19 protein-coding genes are annotated in these 16,621 nt (G+C 65.8%); 15 read left to right on the top strand and 4 right to left on the bottom strand.

The features are described 5' to 3' along the window. The 5 genes from WAN02_RS22470 to WAN02_RS22450 all read left to right on the top strand — a co-directional run. Positions 1 to 457: DHH family phosphoesterase (locus WAN02_RS22470; RefSeq protein WP_422266526.1), on the top strand; the 457-nt coding region annotated here is incomplete at its 5' end. Then, positions 454 to 1,773, top strand: a complete 1,320-nt coding sequence (locus WAN02_RS22465) for an MATE family efflux transporter (protein ID WP_422266524.1) — start codon at positions 454 to 456, stop codon at positions 1,771 to 1,773. The genes WAN02_RS22470 and WAN02_RS22465, both read left to right, overlap by 4 nt. Continuing rightward, the gene (locus WAN02_RS22460; RefSeq protein WP_422266522.1) at positions 1,770 to 2,402 is read left to right on the top strand and encodes a sugar O-acetyltransferase; all 633 of its coding nucleotides are present in this window, start codon (positions 1,770 to 1,772) and stop codon (positions 2,400 to 2,402) included. The genes WAN02_RS22465 and WAN02_RS22460 overlap by 4 nt, the downstream gene beginning before the upstream one ends. A gap of 87 nt (positions 2,403 to 2,489) precedes the next feature. Further along, on the top strand, positions 2,490 to 3,623 hold the full coding sequence (locus WAN02_RS22455) for a BTAD domain-containing putative transcriptional regulator (protein ID WP_422266520.1): 1,134 nt from the start codon (positions 2,490 to 2,492) through the stop codon (positions 3,621 to 3,623). Positions 3,624 to 3,783: 160 nt separating this feature from the next. After that, the gene (locus WAN02_RS22450; protein WP_422266518.1) at positions 3,784 to 3,996 is read left to right on the top strand and encodes a hypothetical protein; all 213 of its coding nucleotides are present in this window, start codon (positions 3,784 to 3,786) and stop codon (positions 3,994 to 3,996) included. A gap of 60 nt (positions 3,997 to 4,056) precedes the next feature. Here WAN02_RS22450 and WAN02_RS22445 read toward each other — a convergent pair whose 3' ends face one another. After that, positions 4,057 to 4,806: an enoyl-CoA hydratase gene (locus WAN02_RS22445; RefSeq protein WP_422266516.1), complete on the bottom strand. Its 750-nt coding sequence runs from the start codon at positions 4,804 to 4,806 to the stop codon at positions 4,057 to 4,059. A gap of 109 nt (positions 4,807 to 4,915) precedes the next feature. On the opposite strand from WAN02_RS22445, the gene WAN02_RS22440 reads away from it, so the two are divergent. Continuing rightward, positions 4,916 to 5,164, top strand: a complete 249-nt coding sequence (locus WAN02_RS22440; RefSeq protein ID WP_422266514.1) for a DUF2277 family protein — start codon at positions 4,916 to 4,918, stop codon at positions 5,162 to 5,164. A 16-nt stretch (positions 5,165 to 5,180) separates the two neighbouring features. Here the strand turns inward: WAN02_RS22440 and WAN02_RS22435 are convergent, their stop codons facing one another. From WAN02_RS22435 to WAN02_RS22425, 3 genes are read right to left on the bottom strand one after another with little or no spacing between them, the layout of a single operon-like run. Further along, positions 5,181 to 6,167, bottom strand: coding sequence for an alpha/beta fold hydrolase (locus tag WAN02_RS22435; RefSeq protein ID WP_422266512.1), 987 nt, complete (start codon positions 6,165 to 6,167; stop codon positions 5,181 to 5,183). Beyond that, complete coding sequence (locus WAN02_RS22430) at positions 6,167 to 7,816, bottom strand: CocE/NonD family hydrolase (protein WP_422266510.1); 1,650 nt, start codon at positions 7,814 to 7,816, stop codon at positions 6,167 to 6,169. Before WAN02_RS22430 ends, WAN02_RS22435 begins: the two co-directional genes overlap by 1 nt. 35 nt (positions 7,817 to 7,851) lie before the next feature. Beyond that, positions 7,852 to 8,433 carry a DUF3558 domain-containing protein gene (locus WAN02_RS22425; RefSeq protein ID WP_325691383.1) on the bottom strand — a complete coding sequence of 194 codons (582 nt, stop codon included), beginning with the start codon at positions 8,431 to 8,433 and terminating at the stop codon, positions 7,852 to 7,854. Positions 8,434 to 8,631: 198 nt separating this feature from the next. Between WAN02_RS22425 and WAN02_RS22420 the strand changes: the two genes are divergently transcribed. The 9 genes from WAN02_RS22420 to WAN02_RS22380 form a co-directional block, all read left to right on the top strand. Beyond that, positions 8,632 to 9,600 (top strand): metallophosphoesterase family protein, encoded by a 969-nt coding sequence (locus WAN02_RS22420; RefSeq protein WP_422266508.1) that lies wholly within the window; start codon positions 8,632 to 8,634, stop codon positions 9,598 to 9,600. A 5-nt stretch (positions 9,601 to 9,605) separates the two neighbouring features. Beyond that, positions 9,606 to 10,280 (top strand): 4'-phosphopantetheinyl transferase family protein, encoded by a 675-nt coding sequence (locus WAN02_RS22415; RefSeq protein ID WP_422266506.1) that lies wholly within the window; start codon positions 9,606 to 9,608, stop codon positions 10,278 to 10,280. Then, positions 10,277 to 11,155, top strand: a complete 879-nt coding sequence (truB, locus tag WAN02_RS22410; protein ID WP_422266504.1) for a tRNA pseudouridine(55) synthase TruB — start codon at positions 10,277 to 10,279, stop codon at positions 11,153 to 11,155. The genes WAN02_RS22415 and truB overlap by 4 nt, the downstream gene beginning before the upstream one ends. 133 nt (positions 11,156 to 11,288) lie before the next feature. Next, positions 11,289 to 11,870 (top strand): TetR/AcrR family transcriptional regulator, encoded by a 582-nt coding sequence (locus WAN02_RS22405; protein WP_422266502.1) that lies wholly within the window; start codon positions 11,289 to 11,291, stop codon positions 11,868 to 11,870. A gap of 125 nt (positions 11,871 to 11,995) precedes the next feature. Further along, the gene (locus WAN02_RS22400; RefSeq protein ID WP_422266500.1) at positions 11,996 to 13,186 is read left to right on the top strand and encodes a lipid-transfer protein; all 1,191 of its coding nucleotides are present in this window, start codon (positions 11,996 to 11,998) and stop codon (positions 13,184 to 13,186) included. Positions 13,187 to 13,219: 33 nt separating this feature from the next. Next, complete coding sequence (locus tag WAN02_RS22395; protein ID WP_422266498.1) at positions 13,220 to 13,660, top strand: type II toxin-antitoxin system Rv0910 family toxin; 441 nt, start codon at positions 13,220 to 13,222, stop codon at positions 13,658 to 13,660. A 10-nt stretch (positions 13,661 to 13,670) separates the two neighbouring features. After that, a complete protein-coding gene (locus WAN02_RS22390) occupies positions 13,671 to 14,534 on the top strand; it encodes a MaoC/PaaZ C-terminal domain-containing protein (RefSeq protein WP_422266496.1) in 864 nt (287 codons plus the stop codon). Between the two features lie 16 nt (positions 14,535 to 14,550). Then, positions 14,551 to 15,420, top strand: coding sequence for an SDR family oxidoreductase (locus tag WAN02_RS22385; RefSeq protein ID WP_422266494.1), 870 nt, complete (start codon positions 14,551 to 14,553; stop codon positions 15,418 to 15,420). A 14-nt stretch (positions 15,421 to 15,434) separates the two neighbouring features. After that, positions 15,435 to 16,621 (top strand): acyl-CoA dehydrogenase family protein (locus WAN02_RS22380; protein WP_422266492.1); only part of this gene is annotated, 1,187 nt, incomplete at its 3' end.

The following is a 16,621-nucleotide window of genomic DNA, read 5'->3' as shown; positions in this document are numbered from 1 at the left end:
GTGGGCCAGCGCCCGCGCCTATCGGCTGGCGGCACGACTGGTCGAGCTCGGTATCGACAACGCGGCCATCACCCGGTCACTGATGGACACCCATCCCTTCGCCTGGATGGCGATGCTGTCGCGGGTGCTGGGCTCGGCGCAACTGCTGCCCGACGCGGTCGGTGGCCGCGGCCTTGTGTACGCGATTGTCGAAAACCAGGAGTGGGACGGCGCGCGCCCGGAAGAAGTCGAGAGCATCGTCGACATCGTCCGCACCACGCAGCAGGCCGAGGTGGCCGCGGTGTTCAAAGAGATTGAGCCGCAGCACTGGTCGGTGTCGATGCGAGCAAAAGCCGCGGTAGATCTCGCCGCCGTCGCCTCGACTTTCGGCGGCGGCGGTCACAAGCTGGCCGCGGGCTACTCGACCACTGGTTCGGCCGATGAGGTCGTTTCTTCGCTGCGCGCCGCTTTAGGGTGAGCGAGCCGGGCCAGCCGCAGCCGGGTAGCCGTGAGATCGCACAACTGGCTTTGCCCGCGCTGGGTGTGCTGTCCGCCGAGCCGCTCTACTTGCTGTTCGACACCGCGATCGTCGGCCGGCTGGGTGCAATGAGCCTGGCCGGGCTGGCTATTGGGGGACTGGTCCTCGGCATGGTCGGCTCGCAGCTGACCTTTCTGTCGTACGGCACCACCGCCCGCTCGGCCCGCCACTTCGGCGCCGACGATCGGCCGGCGGCCGTGGCGGAGGGCGTGCAGGCGACCTGGCTGGCGCTGGGTCTGGGTGCGTTGATCATCGTCGTTGTGCAGGCCGTGGCGGTGCCGCTGGTGTCGGTCATCGCGGGTTCGGCCGACATCGTGAATGCGGCGTTGCCCTGGCTGCGCATCGCGATCATCGGCGCGCCCGCAATTCTGGTGTCGCTGGCCGGTAATGGGTGGTTGCGCGGCGTACAAGACACTGCGCGTCCACTGCGCTATGTCGTTGCCGGCTTCGGCCTTTCGGCGCTGCTATGTCCCTTGCTGGTGTACGGGTGGCTGGGACTACCGCGTTGCGGATTGGCCGGGTCCGCCATCGCCAACCTGGCGGGTCAGTGGTTGGCTGCGCTGCTCTTTGGGCGCGCGCTGCTGGCCGAAGGCGTCCCATTACGACTCGACCGTCCTGCGCTACGGGCCCAAATCGTGTTGGGCCGCGACCTGCTGGTGCGAACGCTGGCTTTTCAAGCGTGCTTCGTCTCAGCAGCTGCGGTGGCGGCCCGCTTTGGTGCCGCCGCGGTGGCCGCCCACCAGGTGGTCTTGCAGATGTGGAGTTTCCTTGCGCTAGTTCTCGATTCGCTGGCTATCGCTGCGCAGGCGTTGGTCGGCGCTGCGCTGGGCGGCGGTGATGTTGCGCTAGCGACCGCGACGGCCCGGCGAGTGACGGTGTCGTCGGCGATCGCGGCCACCGCTTTGGCCGGCGTGTTCGCTGCGGGTGCCTCCGTGCTGCCGGAACTTTTCACCGACGACCGGTCAGTGCTGGCCGCAATCGTAACGCCCTGGTGGTTTCTCGTCGGCCAATTACCTTTAGCGGGAGTCGTTTTCGCGCTCGATGGCGTGCTGCTCGGCGCCGGCGACGCGGCATTCATGCGCACGGCGACCGTGGTCAGCGCGTTGGCCGGCTTTCTGCCGCTGATCTGGCTGTCGCTGGTGTTCGATTGGGGGCTGGCCGGCATTTGGTCGGGGCTGACCATGTTCATCGTGCTGCGTCTGATCTTCGTGGGCTGGCGGGCGCTATCGGGTCGTTGGGTGGTGATCGGGCGATGAGAAGTCAGCGCGAGCGGATGCTCAGTGGCGAGCCGTACCGGGCAGACGATCCCGAATTGGTGGCCGACCGTCAGGCGTGTCAGCGCCTGATCGAGGTGTTCAACGCGAGTCCGGCGGGCGACGAGCGAAGCCAACAGGTGTTGCACCAGTTGTTCGGATCGTTGGGCGAAGGCTCGGTGATCCTTCCCCGACTCCAGTGTGACTACGGTGCGCAGATCGCCGTCGGCGCAGGCTGCTTCGTCAACTACGACGCGATTCTGCTGGACTGCGCCTCGATCACGATCGGCGATCACGTGTCGATCGGTCCACGCGCACAGCTTGTTACGGCGCTGCATCCCGTCGACAACTATGAGGCCCGACGGGCCGGCTGGGAGTCGGCAGCTCCGATTGTGCTCGGCGACACCGTATGGCTGGCGGCCGGAGTGATTGTGTGTCCCGGCGTGACGATCGGCGACAACTCGGTGATCGGGGCGGGCAGCGTCGTCATCGGCGACATACCTGCAGGCATGCTGGCGGCCGGTAACCCGTGCCGAGTCATTCGAGAACTGAAGGGTGCGCAGGCCCCCGGAGTCAAAAAGCTGAATCAACAGCAGTGCTCGCGGAACCAGCGACCGACAACCGAAACCTAGCAGCACCGTGCCGTAACACCGCGGGGCAGCCAATCGAGGTCACAATGGTGGTCGGACGCCCATGTTGACCCGAAAGGCTGCCGCGCGATGTCGAACGCAAGTCTCCAGTTCGGTGTTCTGGGGCCCTTGCAGCTGAGGGCCGGCGGCGCCCTGGTGCCGCTGGGCGCCCCCAAACAGCGGGCGGTGCTGGCCACGCTGCTGATGAACCGCAACCGGGCGGTATCGGTCGACGCGCTGATCGATGCGGTCTGGGACCAGTCGCCGGTGCCGGCCGCGCGAACCAGCATCCACTCCTACGTGTCCAATCTGCGCCGACTGCTCGGCGGCGGATCGCACGACCCAAATAGGGTGCTCGCGAGCGTCTCCCCGGGATATCAGCTCAACGTCGCCGATGCCGATTGCGACATCGGGCGCTTCGTCACCGAGAAGAATGCGGGCGTGCACGCCGCCGCCGCGGGACGGTTCGAAGACGCCAGCACCTACCTGTCGGCTGCCCTGGCCGAATGGCGCGGGCCGTTCCTCGATGACCTACGCGAATTCGCCTTCGTCGATACGTTCGCCACCGCGCTGTCGGAGGTCAGAGTGACGATCCACACCGCCCTCGCCGAAGCCGAGATCGCGTGCGGACGCGCCGACGGCATTATCCCTCGCCTGGAGGTGCTGAGCGCCGAACACCCCTTCCGCGAACGGCTTTGGGCTCAACTGATCACCGCCTACTACGTCACCGAGCGGCAGTCCGATGCCCTCAACGCCTATCAGCGACTGAAAGCGAACCTCGCCGAGGACCTCGGCATCGACCCCGGCCCGACAGTGCGCAGCCTGCACGAGCGCATCCTGCGTCAAGAACCCTTGGACACTCACGAGACAGCGCAGACGACCGCGACGCATGCCGTCGTCGGCCTCGGTCCGCACACCGGCACGCTGGCGGCCCCGTCAGCCGTCGCCGAGCTGCAGCGAAGGGATGGACAGCGCTACCGGTTGGAGGGATCGACCCGAATCGGCCGCCGGCCTGACAACGACATCGTTCTCGACGACGACGAAGTCAGCCGCTACCACGCTGTCGTCATCGACACCGCAGGCAGTTTCGTCATCAGCGACCTGAGATCGACCAACGGCGTCCAGGTAGGAGGCCGACGCATCCGGGGCGCCGCCACCTTGGCCGACGGCGACCATATCCGCATCGGCGGCCACGAGTTCACCTTCGAAATTCGCGCTCACTGAGCTGCGCGAACGCCTAGGAGCCAACGCAAGAATTTCGCAAGAATGTCGCCAGGATCCATCAAGGCGGGCGGTGCATGCTCGTGATGTCGGGAGATAGCAACCGACCCCAGCGAAGGATCGACCTTCGGACCTGGGACAACTGCCAGGTAAGGAAACCACCATGAATGCCAAAACTCCCAAGCTGCGTGTCGCGGCCGCGGGCCTGCTGGCCGGCGTCGGCCTGTCTGTCCTCGGTTCGCTGGCGGCGCCTATCGCGTCGGCCGACCCGTGGGTGCCGGGCACCGGACCGTTCCACCCGATGCGCCACTACGCCGCGGACGTGCTGCACCCCATATGGACTGTGAGGCACCCGGTGCGCGCAATGCTGCCGTGATCTAACGCATCAGCCGTCATTCTGCCCCGTTTCCACCTCCGGAAACGGGGCAGAATGCTGTCACCGAACTTGAGCCCGGCCGCGCTTCAGGACGGCCTCGCGGTTGGCGGCGATGTCGTCGCCGGAGGTCCGGAATGCCCGCGCCGCAGTCGCTTCCATCCATAGACCTTCGCTGGTGTTCGCGTCGTCGATCCGGTGGTAGGACGACAACAGGGCCCGCACCGCGTCCTGGTTATTGCCGACGATGCTGTCGGCCACCTTGCGTGCGGCGGGCAGTAGCCGGTCGTGCGGCACTACCTCGGTGACCAGGCCGGCGCGCAGCGCCTCCTGAGCGGACAGGTAGTCGCCGGTCAGGCTCATCCGACGGGCCAATCCGATGCCGACCTTCTGCGGGAGACGCACGCTGAGCCCCCACGTGGGCAGCAGGCCCACGCGGGCATGGGTGTCGGCGAATCGCGCCTGTTCGGATGCGATCAGGATGTCGCAGTACAGCGTCACCTCGAGTCCGCCGGTGACGGCGGCGCCGTTGATCGCGCCGATGACGGGCTTGCTCAGCGATGGCCAGCGGGGCGAGATGTCCGGCAGCGCCGTTTGCCCACCCAGTTCTTTGAGGTCCAGCCCGGCGCAGAACACCGGGTCCGTGCCGGTGACGATGATGACGTCGACGTCGTCGTCGGTCTCGGCGTCGGCCAGGGCGCCGAAGAATTGATCCCGCAGCGCCGCCGACAACGCGTTGCGCGATTGCGGCCGATTCAGGGTCAGGGTTCGCACCCGCTCGTCGGTGTGGATCAACAGAATGTCGTCAGCCATCAGCGCCGCTCCTCCTCATTGCTCCGCGCTGCATCGTCGCCGGCGCGGGTCATAGCGCCACCGTAGTCAGTCCGGTCCGCCACACCATGGCCGCACCTATCGTTGAGGGATGTGCCGGAATATCACCGAATTGCGGGGACTCGAGCCGCCGGCAACGGCGGAGGAGATCGAGGCGGCGGCCCGCCAATATGTGCGCAAAGTCAGCGGCATCACCCGTCCCTCGCCAGCCAACGTCGAGGCGTTCGAGGCGGCCGTTGCCGAAGTCGCTGCGACGACCACGCGGCTGCTGCACGCCCTGCCGGAGCGCCGCCAGCCACCCAAGACCGATCCGCCGTTGCGCCGCCTCGCGATGCGTTGACGAGCGTGCTTACCGTTCACGGAGTCTGGTCGACGAGCACGGCGCCCGCGGGCCAGTCGCCGATAGTGCCCAGCGACGTGGGCTCGGCAGTCGCGGTGAGTCGCACGATGTCGGCCAGTTGTTCCGGAGCATCGCATTGCAGGTAGTGATCGGCGCTCGGCAGTATCCAGTAGCGGTTCATCCCGGGCTTGTTCCGGAGGAATTCGTCCCACACGTAGTTCGCGACCCGAACCGGCGAGACCGTGTCGTGCAGGCCCCACACCAGGCTGGTGTTGACGTCGTTGGCGGAAAGTGCCTGGAGCCAATTGGTTTCGTCAGCGGCGCGTTCGTTGAGGTATTGAATTGTGTCCGGCAGCACCGCGATCCCGTCGTTGTGCGCAAAGCATTGCGCCAATGCGGCGATCTCGGGATTGCTCACGTCGCGCCGCGGCATGAAGGTCGTCGCACCCATGCCCGCGGCCAGCATCTCCGGCTTGGTCGCGCGCGCGGTGCTGCGCGCCACGGTGGGATCGAGCAGCGCTTTCTGGAATCCGGTCAAATTGGCCAGCGGCAGATAGATATTCGCGTTGGTGAGGATGACGTTGGCCGGTGGGCTCGCATCCTCGAGGTCGGCGAACATCGACAGCGCGATCATGCCGACGCTGGTGCCGCGGTCATGGGTCAGCAACGTGTAGTCCTCGAGCTGCCAGAGCGTGGTGATCGCGTAGATCAGCAGGCGCGCATCGTCGTACAGCGAATACACGTATGGCGCGGCCGGCTTGTCGGACAGGCCGTAGCCGGGGAAATCGAGCAGGTAGATGTCGAAATCGGCGTGGAGCTCGCGGGTCAGCGACACGAAATCGATGCTCGCGGTGGGGAAACCGTGCACACAGACCAATGCCGGCGCCCCCGGTGTGCCGCAGCGACGGGCGAACACGGCGACGTCGGCCCCGCCGTTCGCGGGCGTTGTTGACCGCCACTGGATTTCCGTTCCGCCGCTTCGCCATTCGTCGAAGATGTCCATCAGGAACCGACCGGGAACACGATCCGCGAGGTGCCGAAGTGCACCTCATGGGTGGACGGCTTCAGTTGGCTGCCCGTCGATGTCGCCTCGCCGGTGCCGAGGTTGCGGTCGAAGCGCGGATGGGAGCCACCGGCGATCAGCACCCGGATGCGTGTCCCGCCCCGGAATCGGTGCGAGATCGCGTCCAGTTCGAGGCTGACGTGGTCGGTCGCGTCGGTCAGCCTCCGGTAGCCGTCGCTGATGTTTCGGGAGCGGCCCTTGGGGTCGACTTCGCTGATCCGGACGAACACGTCGACGTGCGGGTTGTCGGAGCTGTGTGCCAACTCGGCGACGGGGTTGCCGTGTACGTAAAGATCGTTGGTGAGCGCGTCGCTGGTGAAGCTGAGCACATCGCGGCGCGCCGTCAGCTCGGTGTCGTCGCGGTAACCGCTGTCGGGGGACAGCAGTCGTCCGCCGATCGTGGGTGTCGGGTCGGCGGGGTCGTAGCGGAAGCTCGCCGAGGATGCCGCGGCCGGCGCCGTGTCGGCCAGTCCGCCGCCGGGTTGCAGGTAGACCGCACGCTCGGTGGTGGCCGGCGGCCAGTCCGGCAGCTCCCGCCAGCCTTCGCCGGAGACGAAGAACCGGACTCGGCCGGACCGTGGGGTCGCGGGGCGACCGGCCAGATGGGTGTCCAGCCATTCCTGGGTTTCCCGGGCGATGGTGGCCAGACCTGCGAGGAGCATCTGGGTGTGAGTCCACGGCCCCATGGTCAGCGCGACGTCGACGTCCCGCTCGCGAAGGTGCCGGAACTGATGGAGCGTCTGACCCAGGAACAGGTCTTGCCAGCCGCTGAGCAACAACACCGGCACCTGGATCTGGTCCAGGGCGGACTCGACGTTCAGCGGCCCCCAGAACGGGTTGTCATCCGCGGGCGGTGTCAGCCAGGACTCCCACCACGGAGCCCCTTCGCCGAGCAGTGCCCGGCCGGATGCGCCCAACGGCGCCTCCGCGGCTGCACGCACCACGCTCTTCTGAGCCCGGAGTTGACGTACGCCGGCCCGGATCCGGCCCGGATCTTCCTGGTGCGCAACCAGATTGCTCCAGCCGAGGAAATCGTTGACCGTGAACGAGCCGGTACCCCACGCCGACGCACTGAGATCATGGGGACCGGCGGTGATGACGGCCGTGACCAGTTCCGGCGGCGGATCCTGTAGCAATGCGTACTGTGTGAACCCCAGGTAGGACATCCCGATGGTGGCGAAGCGACCGGTGAACCACGGCTGCCGGCGCATCCACTCGACCGTGTCGGCGCCGTCGGCTGCCTCGTTGGCCATCGGCACGAAGTCTCCGGCCGATCCGAATGTGCCCCGCACGCTCTGCAGCACCACGCGATATCCGCGGGCCGCGTGGAGATCGCCGAATACCAGCGAGAACGGAAATCCGCGGCCGTAGGGTCCGCGAGCCAGCAGGGTGCCGACGGTCTCTCCGACGGGTTCGTACACGTCGGCGATCAGCTCGACGCCGTCGCGCATCGGGACCTTCACGCTGCTGACGGTGTAGCTCGTCGTCGGCGCCGACAGCCGCAATGTCCGGGCCAGGGCGCGGCCGGCGAGCCGTCGGGGAAGGGTGCGCAGCGCCGAACCTGGGGGCCGGTTGGAGGTGGTCGTCACGGCATCAGGTTATGGCCGCATCAGCGATAGCGGGTTCAGAATTTGTAGTACGGCGAAAGCTCGTTGGCCCGCTGCAGGTTGGTCGCCGGGCAATCGACCTCCGGGCTGGAGTAGATCGTCGAGTAGAACAGCGACTGCTGGATGACCCCGTAGCTGGTCTTGAACGCCACCATGCAGGAGAAGTAGAAGTAGCTGTTGTGGTACGTCGGCTTGAGGTTCCACCATTGCGCGGCGCGGTGGCCGTTGATCGTGGTCTCGACGGCGTCGGCCGGCAGCGACTGGTCGTACTTGCGCCAAATGATCGGCTCGACGGCCAGCTGGTAGTTGCCTGCGTCGTAATGGCAGCGCAGCCCCTCTTCGGGCGTTGGCGGGGTGAAGCCCAGGCCTAATCGCTGGACCACGTCGAACGGGATGTCACGGCACGGGTCGAAGGGGCTCGGGTCGGTGGTCGCCACGATCGGGCTTTTCATCGTGGTGGGCGGGTCCATCGGAGCGGCGGTGGACCGTAGTTCCACCTTGGGCCCACCGACCGTGGCCGGCGGCGCACTCTGCCACACCACCACCGCTGCCATGAACAGGGCCCCGAACGCTGCAAGCAAGCGCAGCTTGGCGACCATGACATCCCCTCCGTGCCTGATAGTCCGTCTCCTACTCGGCCCGCTGGGCGGTCCGCATCGTCGCCGGACGGGCTCGACTCCTGCCGGGAGCTTACAAGTCGCAGCCGCGCCGCCACGGAGTAAACGAGAACCTGTTCTAGTCCGTTGCGGCGCCACGGTGGCGCAGCGCCCACCGACCAGTCGTTAAGCTGGGGAGTCGTGGCTTGGCAGGAACATGGGCAGCAGCCCCCGACCGCTCGGCAGCCGACCCTGTGGGCGGTATCGGATTTGCACACCGGCCATGTCGGCAATAAGCCCGTTACCGAATCGCTCTATCCGTCGACGCCGGACGACTGGCTCATCGTCTGTGGCGACGTCGCCGAGCGCACCGACGAGATCCGCTGGGCGCTGGATTTGCTGCGCCGACGGTTCGCCAAGGTCATCTGGGTGCCGGGTAACCACGAGCTGTGGACCACCAACCGGGACCCGATGCAAATCTTCGGCCGTGACCGCTATGACTACCTGGTCAACATGTGCGACGAGTTGGGCGTGGTAAGCCCCGAGCACCCGTTTCCGGTGTGGACCGAGCGGGGTGGTCCGGCCACGATCGTCCCGTTGTTCTTGCTCTACGACTACTCGTTCCTGCCGCAGGGCGCGACCAGCAAAGCTGAGGGGCTGGCGATCGCGCGGGAGCGCAACGTCGTCTGCACCGACGAGTTCCTGCTCTCACCGGAGCCGTACGCCACCCGCGAGGCGTGGTGTCACGAGCGCGTTAGCGCAAGCCGAAAGCGGCTGGACGATCTGGACTGGATGAATCCCACTGTGCTGGTCAACCACTTCCCGATGGTGCGCCAGCCCTGCGACGCGCTGTTCCTTCCCGAGTTCTCGCTGTGGTGCGGGACCACTGAGACCGCGGACTGGCACACCCGGTACAACGCGGTCTGCTCGGTCTATGGGCATCTGCACATTCCGCGCACCACCTGGTACGACGATGTGCGCTTCGAGGAGGTGTCGGTGGGCTACCCGCGCGAGTGGCGCCGCCGCAAGCCGTACAGCTGGCTGCGCCAAGTGCTGCCCGATCCGCATTACGCTCCCGGCTATCTCAACGACTTCGGCGGTCACTTCGTGGTCACGCCGGAGATGCGAGCGCAGGCCCAGCAGTTCCGTGACCGGCTGCGCCAGCGGTAGATCCGATGACCCTGACCAACTTGGTGTCGGCCGTGCTGCCCGACGACCGGAACCTGGCGTGCGCGGAGCTGTATTCCGATCCGCCCGGACTGTCGCCGATGGCCGAAGAAGAACCCTTGATCGAGCGGTCGGTTGCCAAGCGCCGCAACGAGTTCATCACCGTCCGTTACTGCGCCCGTATAGCCTTGGGCGAACTCGGGTTTCCGCCGGTGCCGATTCTCAAGGGGGAGAAGGGCGAACCGTGCTGGCCTGACGGTGTGGTGGGCAGCCTGACGCACTGTGCGGGCTATCGCGGCGCGGTCGTCGGTCGCGACGGCGCGGTCCGTTCGGTGGGTGTGGATGCCGTACCGCACGACGTCTTGCCCGACGGTGTCCTCGACGCGATCAGCCTGCCGGCCGAGCGCGCCGAACTGGCCGCCTTGCCTTCCGGTCTGCATTGGGATCGAATCCTGTTCTGCGCCAAAGAAGCAACGTACAAAGCCTGGTTTCCGCTGACCAAGCGCTGGCTTGGCTTCGAAGATGCGCACATTATTTTCGGCGTCGACGACTCCGGCTCGGCCGGGTCTTTCGAATCGACCATTCTGATCGACGGGGCCACGCTGTCCGGCCCGCCGTTGAGCACACTGGCTGGACGGTGGTCAGTGGACCGCGAGTTGGTGCTCACGGCGATCACCTTATGAGCGCCGGCCTCGTCGTCGTCGACAAGCCGGCCGGTATGACCAGCCACGATGTGGTGGGGCGTTGCCGACGGATCTTCGGTACCCGGCGGGTGGGGCATGCCGGGACACTGGATCCGATGGCCACCGGCGTCTTGGTGATCGGGATCGAGCGCGCCACGAAAATCCTGGGGCTGGTGACCGAGACCTCTAAGTCCTACGCGGCGACCGTCCGGCTGGGCCAGTCCACGTCCACCGAGGACGCGGAAGGGGATTTGCTGCAGCAGGTTTCGGCGCAGAACGTGACCGATGAGGCGATCCAGGCGGCGATCGCGGCGTTGCGTGGCGATATCGCGCAGGTCCCGTCGGCGGTCAGCGCGATCAAGGTCGGCGGCCAGCGGGCCTACCGACTTGCGCGTGAGGGCCGCGCCGTCGAGCTGGCCGCGCGGCCGGTGCGCATCGATCGGTTCGAAGTGGTGGCGGTGCGTCGCCACGGCGAACTGGTCGACGTCGACGTCGAGGTGGACTGTTCGTCCGGAACCTACATTCGCGCCCTGGCCCGCGATGTCGGCGCCGCGCTGGAGGTGGGTGGTCACCTGACCGCGCTGCGGCGCACCCGGGTCGGCCGGTTCGGCGTCGATCAGGCACGTTCACTCGACGACCTGGCGGAGCGGCCCGGGCTGAGCTCGTCGCTCGACGAAGCCTGCCTGCTGCTGTTTCCGCACCGGCAGCTCACCGATGAGGAGGCCGACGCCGTCGCCAACGGCCGGGCGCTGAGCCCGGCCGCGATCGACGGTGTTTACGCCGCTCACACCGCCGATGGCCGGGTCATCGGATTGCTGCGCGACGACGGTCCGAAGACCAAGTCGGTGGTCGTCGTCCGGCCGGCGACCCTATAAACGCACATCGAGCGCCGAAGTTCGGTAACATTCTGTATTGAATGTAAGTTGACCGAGAAGGCGTGGGGTAGGCAAGGTGGCGGAAGTCAGCGAACGACCTGTTCGGCGGACGCAAGCGGAACGCAGTGCCGCCATGCGCACGCGCCTGCTTGACGCCACGATCGAGTGCCTGGTCACCTACGGCTACGCCGGGACGACGACGCCGCGAGTCGCCGAGCTTGCTGGCGTCACCCGAGGAGCGCAGATTCACCACTTCCGCTCGAAGGAAGACCTGGTGGTCGCGGCGATCGAACACTTGGCGCAACAACGTGCACAGGGAGCGATTGGCGAGATCGGGCGCGTCGAGGCCAGCAGCGATCCGGTCTCGATGGTGCTGGAGTTCCTGTGGGAGGCCCATCAGGGTCCGATGTTCGTTGCCACCGTTGAACTTTGGGTCGCAGCACGCACCGATCGAGTGCTGGCGGAGCACATCGAGCGGGTGGAGCCGCTGGTCAACAGCACCCTGATCTCGGCGATCGCCCAACTGGTGCCCGACCATGCCATGCGCAAAGAGCTGCGCAACTTCGTCTACACCGCAATGGATGCGCTGCGCGGGATCCTGCTGAACAGCTTCGTCGACCGCGACTCCGGTCGCGCGCGGCGACGGTGGGAGCGCGCCTGCGAGCACTTGCGGATCATCGTCGCCGGCTTGTTGACGGCCGATTCGCTGGACTGACGAGCCGTACCGGCGCGGCCCTTCGCCTCTTCTGATCGCCCACTTGGGTGCCTACGAGCCCGTTGCAAAGATACAATCAGGTGTGTATGTTTCGATGTGAGGCTGAGTCAGTTCAAGGGAGTGCTATGTCCAACAAGGTCTATGTCATCGGTGTCGGGATGACGAAGTTCGAGAAGCCGGGCCGCCGGGAGAACTGGGATTACCCGGATATGGCGCGCGAGTCCGGCACCAAGGCGCTCGAAGACGCCGGTATCGACTACGCAGCGATCGAGCAGGGCTACGTCGGCTACGTCTATGGCGAGTCCACGTCGGGCCAGCGCGCGCTCTACGAGCTCGGCCTGAGCGGAATCCCGATCGTCAACGTCAACAACAACTGCTCGACCGGGTCGACCGCGCTGTACCTTGCCGCGCAGGCGATTCGCGGCGGGCTGGCCGACTGCACGATCGCGCTCGGGTTCGAGAAGATGAAGCCCGGTTCGCTGCAGTCCACCTACGACGACCGCACGAACCCGATGGACAAGCACGTCATGGCGATGGCCGAGATCTCTGAGGTGCTGTTCCCGCCGGCGCCGTGGATGTTCGGCGCGGCCGGCCGTGAGCACATGCAGCAATACGGCAGCACCGCAGAGCATTTCGCCAAGATCGGCTACAAGAACCACAAGCACTCGGTCAACAACCCGTATGCCCAGTTCCAGGAGTCGTATTCGCTGGAGGACATCATGGAGTCGCGGATGATCTACGACCCGCTGACCAAGCTGCAGTGCTCGCCGACATCCGACGGGTCCGGCGCGGCGATCCTGGCGTCCGAGGCATTCGTCGACAAGCACGGCCTGGCCAGCCAGGCGGTGGAGATCGTCGGGCAAGCCATGACGACGGACTTCGCCAACAGCTTTGACGGCACCTGCAAGGGGCTGATCGGCTACCACATGAATGTGCAAGCTGCTCAATCTGTTTACGACCAGTCAGGTTTGGGGCCGTCGGACTTCCAGGTGATCGAGTTGCACGATTGCTTCTCGGCCAATGAATTGCTGCTTTACGAGGCGTTGGGCCTGTGCGCCGAGGGCGAGGCGGCCAAGCTGATCGACAACGGCGACGTCACCTATGGCGGGCGCTGGGTGGTCAACCCGTCCGGCGGACTGATCTCCAAGGGGCATCCGCTGGGAGCCACCGGGCTGGCGCAGTGCGCCGAGCTGACCTGGCAGCTGCGCGGTCGGGCCGACAAGCGGCAGGTCGACAACGTCACCGGTGCACTGCAACACAACATCGGACTCGGCGGCGCAGCCGTCGTCACCGCATACCAGCGCGCCGAACGCTAAGCCCCGCGAACAACATAGGAGCGAGCAGCAACCATGGGACACATCGAAGCAAGCCGAGAACTGTCGGCCAGCCCGGCAGCGTTGTGGGGGACCGTCAGCGACCTGGCCAACTGGGACAAGTGGTTCACCGTGCACGAGAAATGGCTCGACGGGCCGCCCGAGACGCTGACCGAAGGCGCCAAGCTGACGGCCAAGATCGTCATGCTCGGGATGGCGAACAAGATCGAGTGGGCCATCGAATCGGTCGAGGCGCCGCATTCCCTGGTGCTTTCGGGCACCGGAATGGCCGGCGTCAAGGCTCGCTTCACTTTCACCATCGATCCGGCCGAAAAGGGCTCGAAATTCACGGTTTTGGGTGACTTCGAGGGTGCGCTGATCAAGGGCGCGCTGGCTAAGGCGGTCGAAAAGGACGGCGCCAAGCAACTCGACAAGACGCTCGACCAGCTGGACGCCTTGGCGTCTGCGGCAGCGTAACGGCGCTTGGATGACCGAGACGCTGGAATTCGACGACACCGGACTGGACCGCTGGACCGCCGATGAGCGGTTTGACGTGACCCAGGACCGGCTGGCCGAGTACGCGGCGGCTACCAACGATCCGATCGAGGCGCACCGCAGAGGGGACATTGCGCCACCGGTTTTCGCGATCGTCCCCGTTTTCGAAGCCTTGCTCACCCCGGCGGTCGACGTGATGCCGGTCGAGGCGATCCCGCGGATTGTCCACGGCGAACAGGACTTCCACTTTCACCGCCCGATCCGCCCAGGGGACAAGCTTGTCTCGCGCGGCAAGATGATCGGGTATCAAGGGCTGGAGAAGGGCACTCGTGCCGCGATACTGCTCGAATGCCGCACCGAGGGCGGTGAACTGGTCAATGAGCAGTACGTCACGACGTTCGTGCGGGGGATGTCGGTCGGCAAGACGATCGGCGAACTGAGCCCCGACCACAAATTCGACGACAAACTGCGTGAGCAGGCGCCGGTAGCCAAGGTCGTGCAGCACATCGACAGCGACCAGACCTTCCGCTACTCGCCCGCAGCCGGTGACCCGATGCCGATCCACCTCGATGAAGAGGTGGCCAGGGACGCCGGTCTGCCCGGCATCATCGCGCACGGGCTGTGCACCATGGCGTTCACGTCGTGGGCGGTGCTCACCGAGCTCGCCGGCTCGGATGTCAACCGGCTCAAGCGCTTCGCGGTCCGGTTCGCCAAGCCGGTGCTGCCCGATGACGACCTGGAAACCAGGATCTGGACCGTCGGCAGCGGCGATGGAACGACAAGCTACGCATTCGAGACCGCGCGCGGTGGTGACTTCGTCATCACTGACGGGCTTGCGGTAATAGCCGACTCATAACAAGGGAGTTCGATCAATGGGTGCACTAGAGGGCCGGGTTGCGGTCATCACCGGCGCGGGCCGGGGCATCGGGCGCGAACACGCACTGCTGTTCGCCAAAGAAGGGGCCAAGGTCGTCGTCAACGACCTCGGCGGCAGCAACGAAGGGGAGGGCGCCGACACCGGGCCGGCCCACGAGGTGGCCGAAGAGATCATCGCGGCCGGCGGCACCGCCGTCGTCAACACCGAGAACGTCTCCTCCTGGAGCGGCGCGGAAACTGTTGTACGACAGGCGATCGACGAGTTTGGTGGCCTCGACATCCTGGTCAACAACGCGGGAATCCTGCGCGATTCGTTTATCGCCGGCATGGAGGAAGCGCAGTGGGATGCGGTCATCGCGGTCCACTTGAAGGGTCACTTCGCGATGCTGCATCACGCGGCCGCCTACTGGAAGGCGCAGTCGAAGGCCGGTGATCAACCCAATGCCGCGGTGATCAATACCGCCTCGGGTTCGGGTGTGACAATCCCGAACGCGGGCCAGGCCAACTACGGCTCGGCCAAAGCGGGCATCGCGGCGCTGACGTTGATCGCGGCCGAGGAACTGGAGCGGTACGGGGTGCGGGTGAACGCGATCGCACCGATCGCGCGGACCCGACTGACGCTGGCCACGCCCGGCATGGGTTCGCTGATGTCGGAACCCGAGGAAGGTGAACTCGACCTGTTCAGTCCGGCCAACATCTCGCCCTTGGTGGCCTACCTGGCTACCGAGAACTGCCCGATCACCGGCAAGGTGTATGCGGTTCAGGGCGGCGCGATTTCGGCCCTGTCCGGTTGGCACGACGTCGACACCATCGAGACCGACGGTGTATGGGTGATCGACGACATCGCTGCCCGGCTGCCGCAGTAATCAAGGAGCAGAGCATGTTCGAATGGTCCGACACCGACCTGATCATGCGGGACACCGTCCGCGGATTCATCGACAAGGAGATCCGGCCGAATATCGACGCGCTGGAGACCGGCGAGATTTCGCCATATCCGATCGCGCGCAAGCTGTTCAGTGAGTTCGGCCTCGACGTGCTCGCCGCCGAAGCGGTCAAGACGATGCTGGACAAAGAGCGGGCCAGGCAGGAGAAGCAGGAGACGGAGAAGCGCTCATCCGGCGGCTTCGGCGGCCTGGGTGCACAAGCATCGATGGCCGCCGTGCTGGTGTCCGAACTCGCCGGGGTCAGCCTGGGGTTACTCAGTACGGTCGGTGTGAGCCTGGGTCTGGGCGCGGCGACGATCATGAGCCGCGGCACGCTCGCCCAGAAAGAACGCTGGCTTCTTGAACTCATGACGCTGGAGAAGATCGCGGCGTGGGCGATCACCGAACCCGACGCGGGATCGGATGCCTTCGGCGGAATGAAGACCTATGTCAAACGTGACGGCGATGACTACATCCTCAACGGACAGAAGACGTTCATCACCAACGGCCCCTTCGCCGATGTCCTGGTCGTTTACGCCAAACTCGACGACGGCCAAGCCGACCGGCGGGCCCGGCCGGTGCTGACCTTCGTTCTTGACTCCGGGATGCCAGGACTGACGCAGGGCAAGCCGTTCAAGAAGATGGGCATGATGTCATCGCCGACTGGCGAGTTGTTCTTCGACAATGTTCGGCTGGCGCCAGATCGGCTGCTCGGCGAGACCGAGCACCATACCGGCGGCGACGGCCGGATGAGTGCCCGTGCGAATTTTGCGGGCGAGCGCGTCGGTGTCGCGCTGATGTCGCTGGGAATCATCAACGAATGTCACCGGCTCTGCGTCGACTACGCCAAGACCCGCACGCTTTGGGGCAAGAACATCGGTCAGTTCCAGCTGATTCAGCTCAAGCTGGCCAACATGGAAGTGGCCCGGATCAACGTGCAGAACATGGTGTTCCAGACACTGGAGAAGCTACAGGCCGGCAAGATGCCGTCGCTGGCAGAGGCCTCGGCGATAAAGCTGTATTCCTCCGAGGCCGCCACCGACGTCGCGATGGACGCGGTGCAGCTGTTCGGTGGCAATGGCTACATGGCCGAGTACCGGGTGGAGCAGTTGGCCCGCGACGCCAAGTCGCTGATGATCTACGC

Source organism: Mycobacterium sp. (genome assembly GCF_049281135.1).
Classification (GTDB): domain Bacteria; phylum Actinomycetota; class Actinomycetes; order Mycobacteriales; family Mycobacteriaceae; genus Mycobacterium.
The sequence above is the reverse complement of the archived record's forward strand: the minus strand, read 5'-3'. Positions and strand labels throughout refer to the sequence as shown.

Excerpts from the sequence above, each read along its gene's own strand:
- WAN02_RS22460 (WP_422266522.1), top strand. The coding sequence starts at position 1,770 with ATGAGAAGTCAGCGCGAGCGGATGCTCAGTGGCGAGCCGTACCGGGCA.
- WAN02_RS22455 (WP_422266520.1), top strand. The coding sequence starts at position 2,490 with ATGTCGAACGCAAGTCTCCAGTTCGGTGTTCTGGGGCCCTTGCAGCTG.
- WAN02_RS22450 (WP_422266518.1), top strand. The coding sequence starts at position 3,784 with ATGAATGCCAAAACTCCCAAGCTGCGTGTCGCGGCCGCGGGCCTGCTG.
- WAN02_RS22445 (WP_422266516.1), bottom strand. The coding sequence starts at position 4,806 with ATGGCTGACGACATTCTGTTGATCCACACCGACGAGCGGGTGCGAACC.
- WAN02_RS22440 (WP_422266514.1), top strand. The coding sequence starts at position 4,916 with ATGTGCCGGAATATCACCGAATTGCGGGGACTCGAGCCGCCGGCAACG.
- WAN02_RS22435 (WP_422266512.1), bottom strand. The coding sequence starts at position 6,167 with ATGGACATCTTCGACGAATGGCGAAGCGGCGGAACGGAAATCCAGTGG.
- WAN02_RS22425 (WP_325691383.1), bottom strand. The coding sequence starts at position 8,433 with ATGGTCGCCAAGCTGCGCTTGCTTGCAGCGTTCGGGGCCCTGTTCATG.
- WAN02_RS22415 (WP_422266506.1), top strand. The coding sequence starts at position 9,606 with ATGACCCTGACCAACTTGGTGTCGGCCGTGCTGCCCGACGACCGGAAC.
- truB (WP_422266504.1), top strand. The coding sequence starts at position 10,277 with ATGAGCGCCGGCCTCGTCGTCGTCGACAAGCCGGCCGGTATGACCAGC.
- WAN02_RS22405 (WP_422266502.1), top strand. The coding sequence starts at position 11,289 with ATGCGCACGCGCCTGCTTGACGCCACGATCGAGTGCCTGGTCACCTAC.
- WAN02_RS22400 (WP_422266500.1), top strand. The coding sequence starts at position 11,996 with ATGTCCAACAAGGTCTATGTCATCGGTGTCGGGATGACGAAGTTCGAG.
- WAN02_RS22395 (WP_422266498.1), top strand. The coding sequence starts at position 13,220 with ATGGGACACATCGAAGCAAGCCGAGAACTGTCGGCCAGCCCGGCAGCG.
- WAN02_RS22390 (WP_422266496.1), top strand. The coding sequence starts at position 13,671 with ATGACCGAGACGCTGGAATTCGACGACACCGGACTGGACCGCTGGACC.
- WAN02_RS22385 (WP_422266494.1), top strand. The coding sequence starts at position 14,551 with ATGGGTGCACTAGAGGGCCGGGTTGCGGTCATCACCGGCGCGGGCCGG.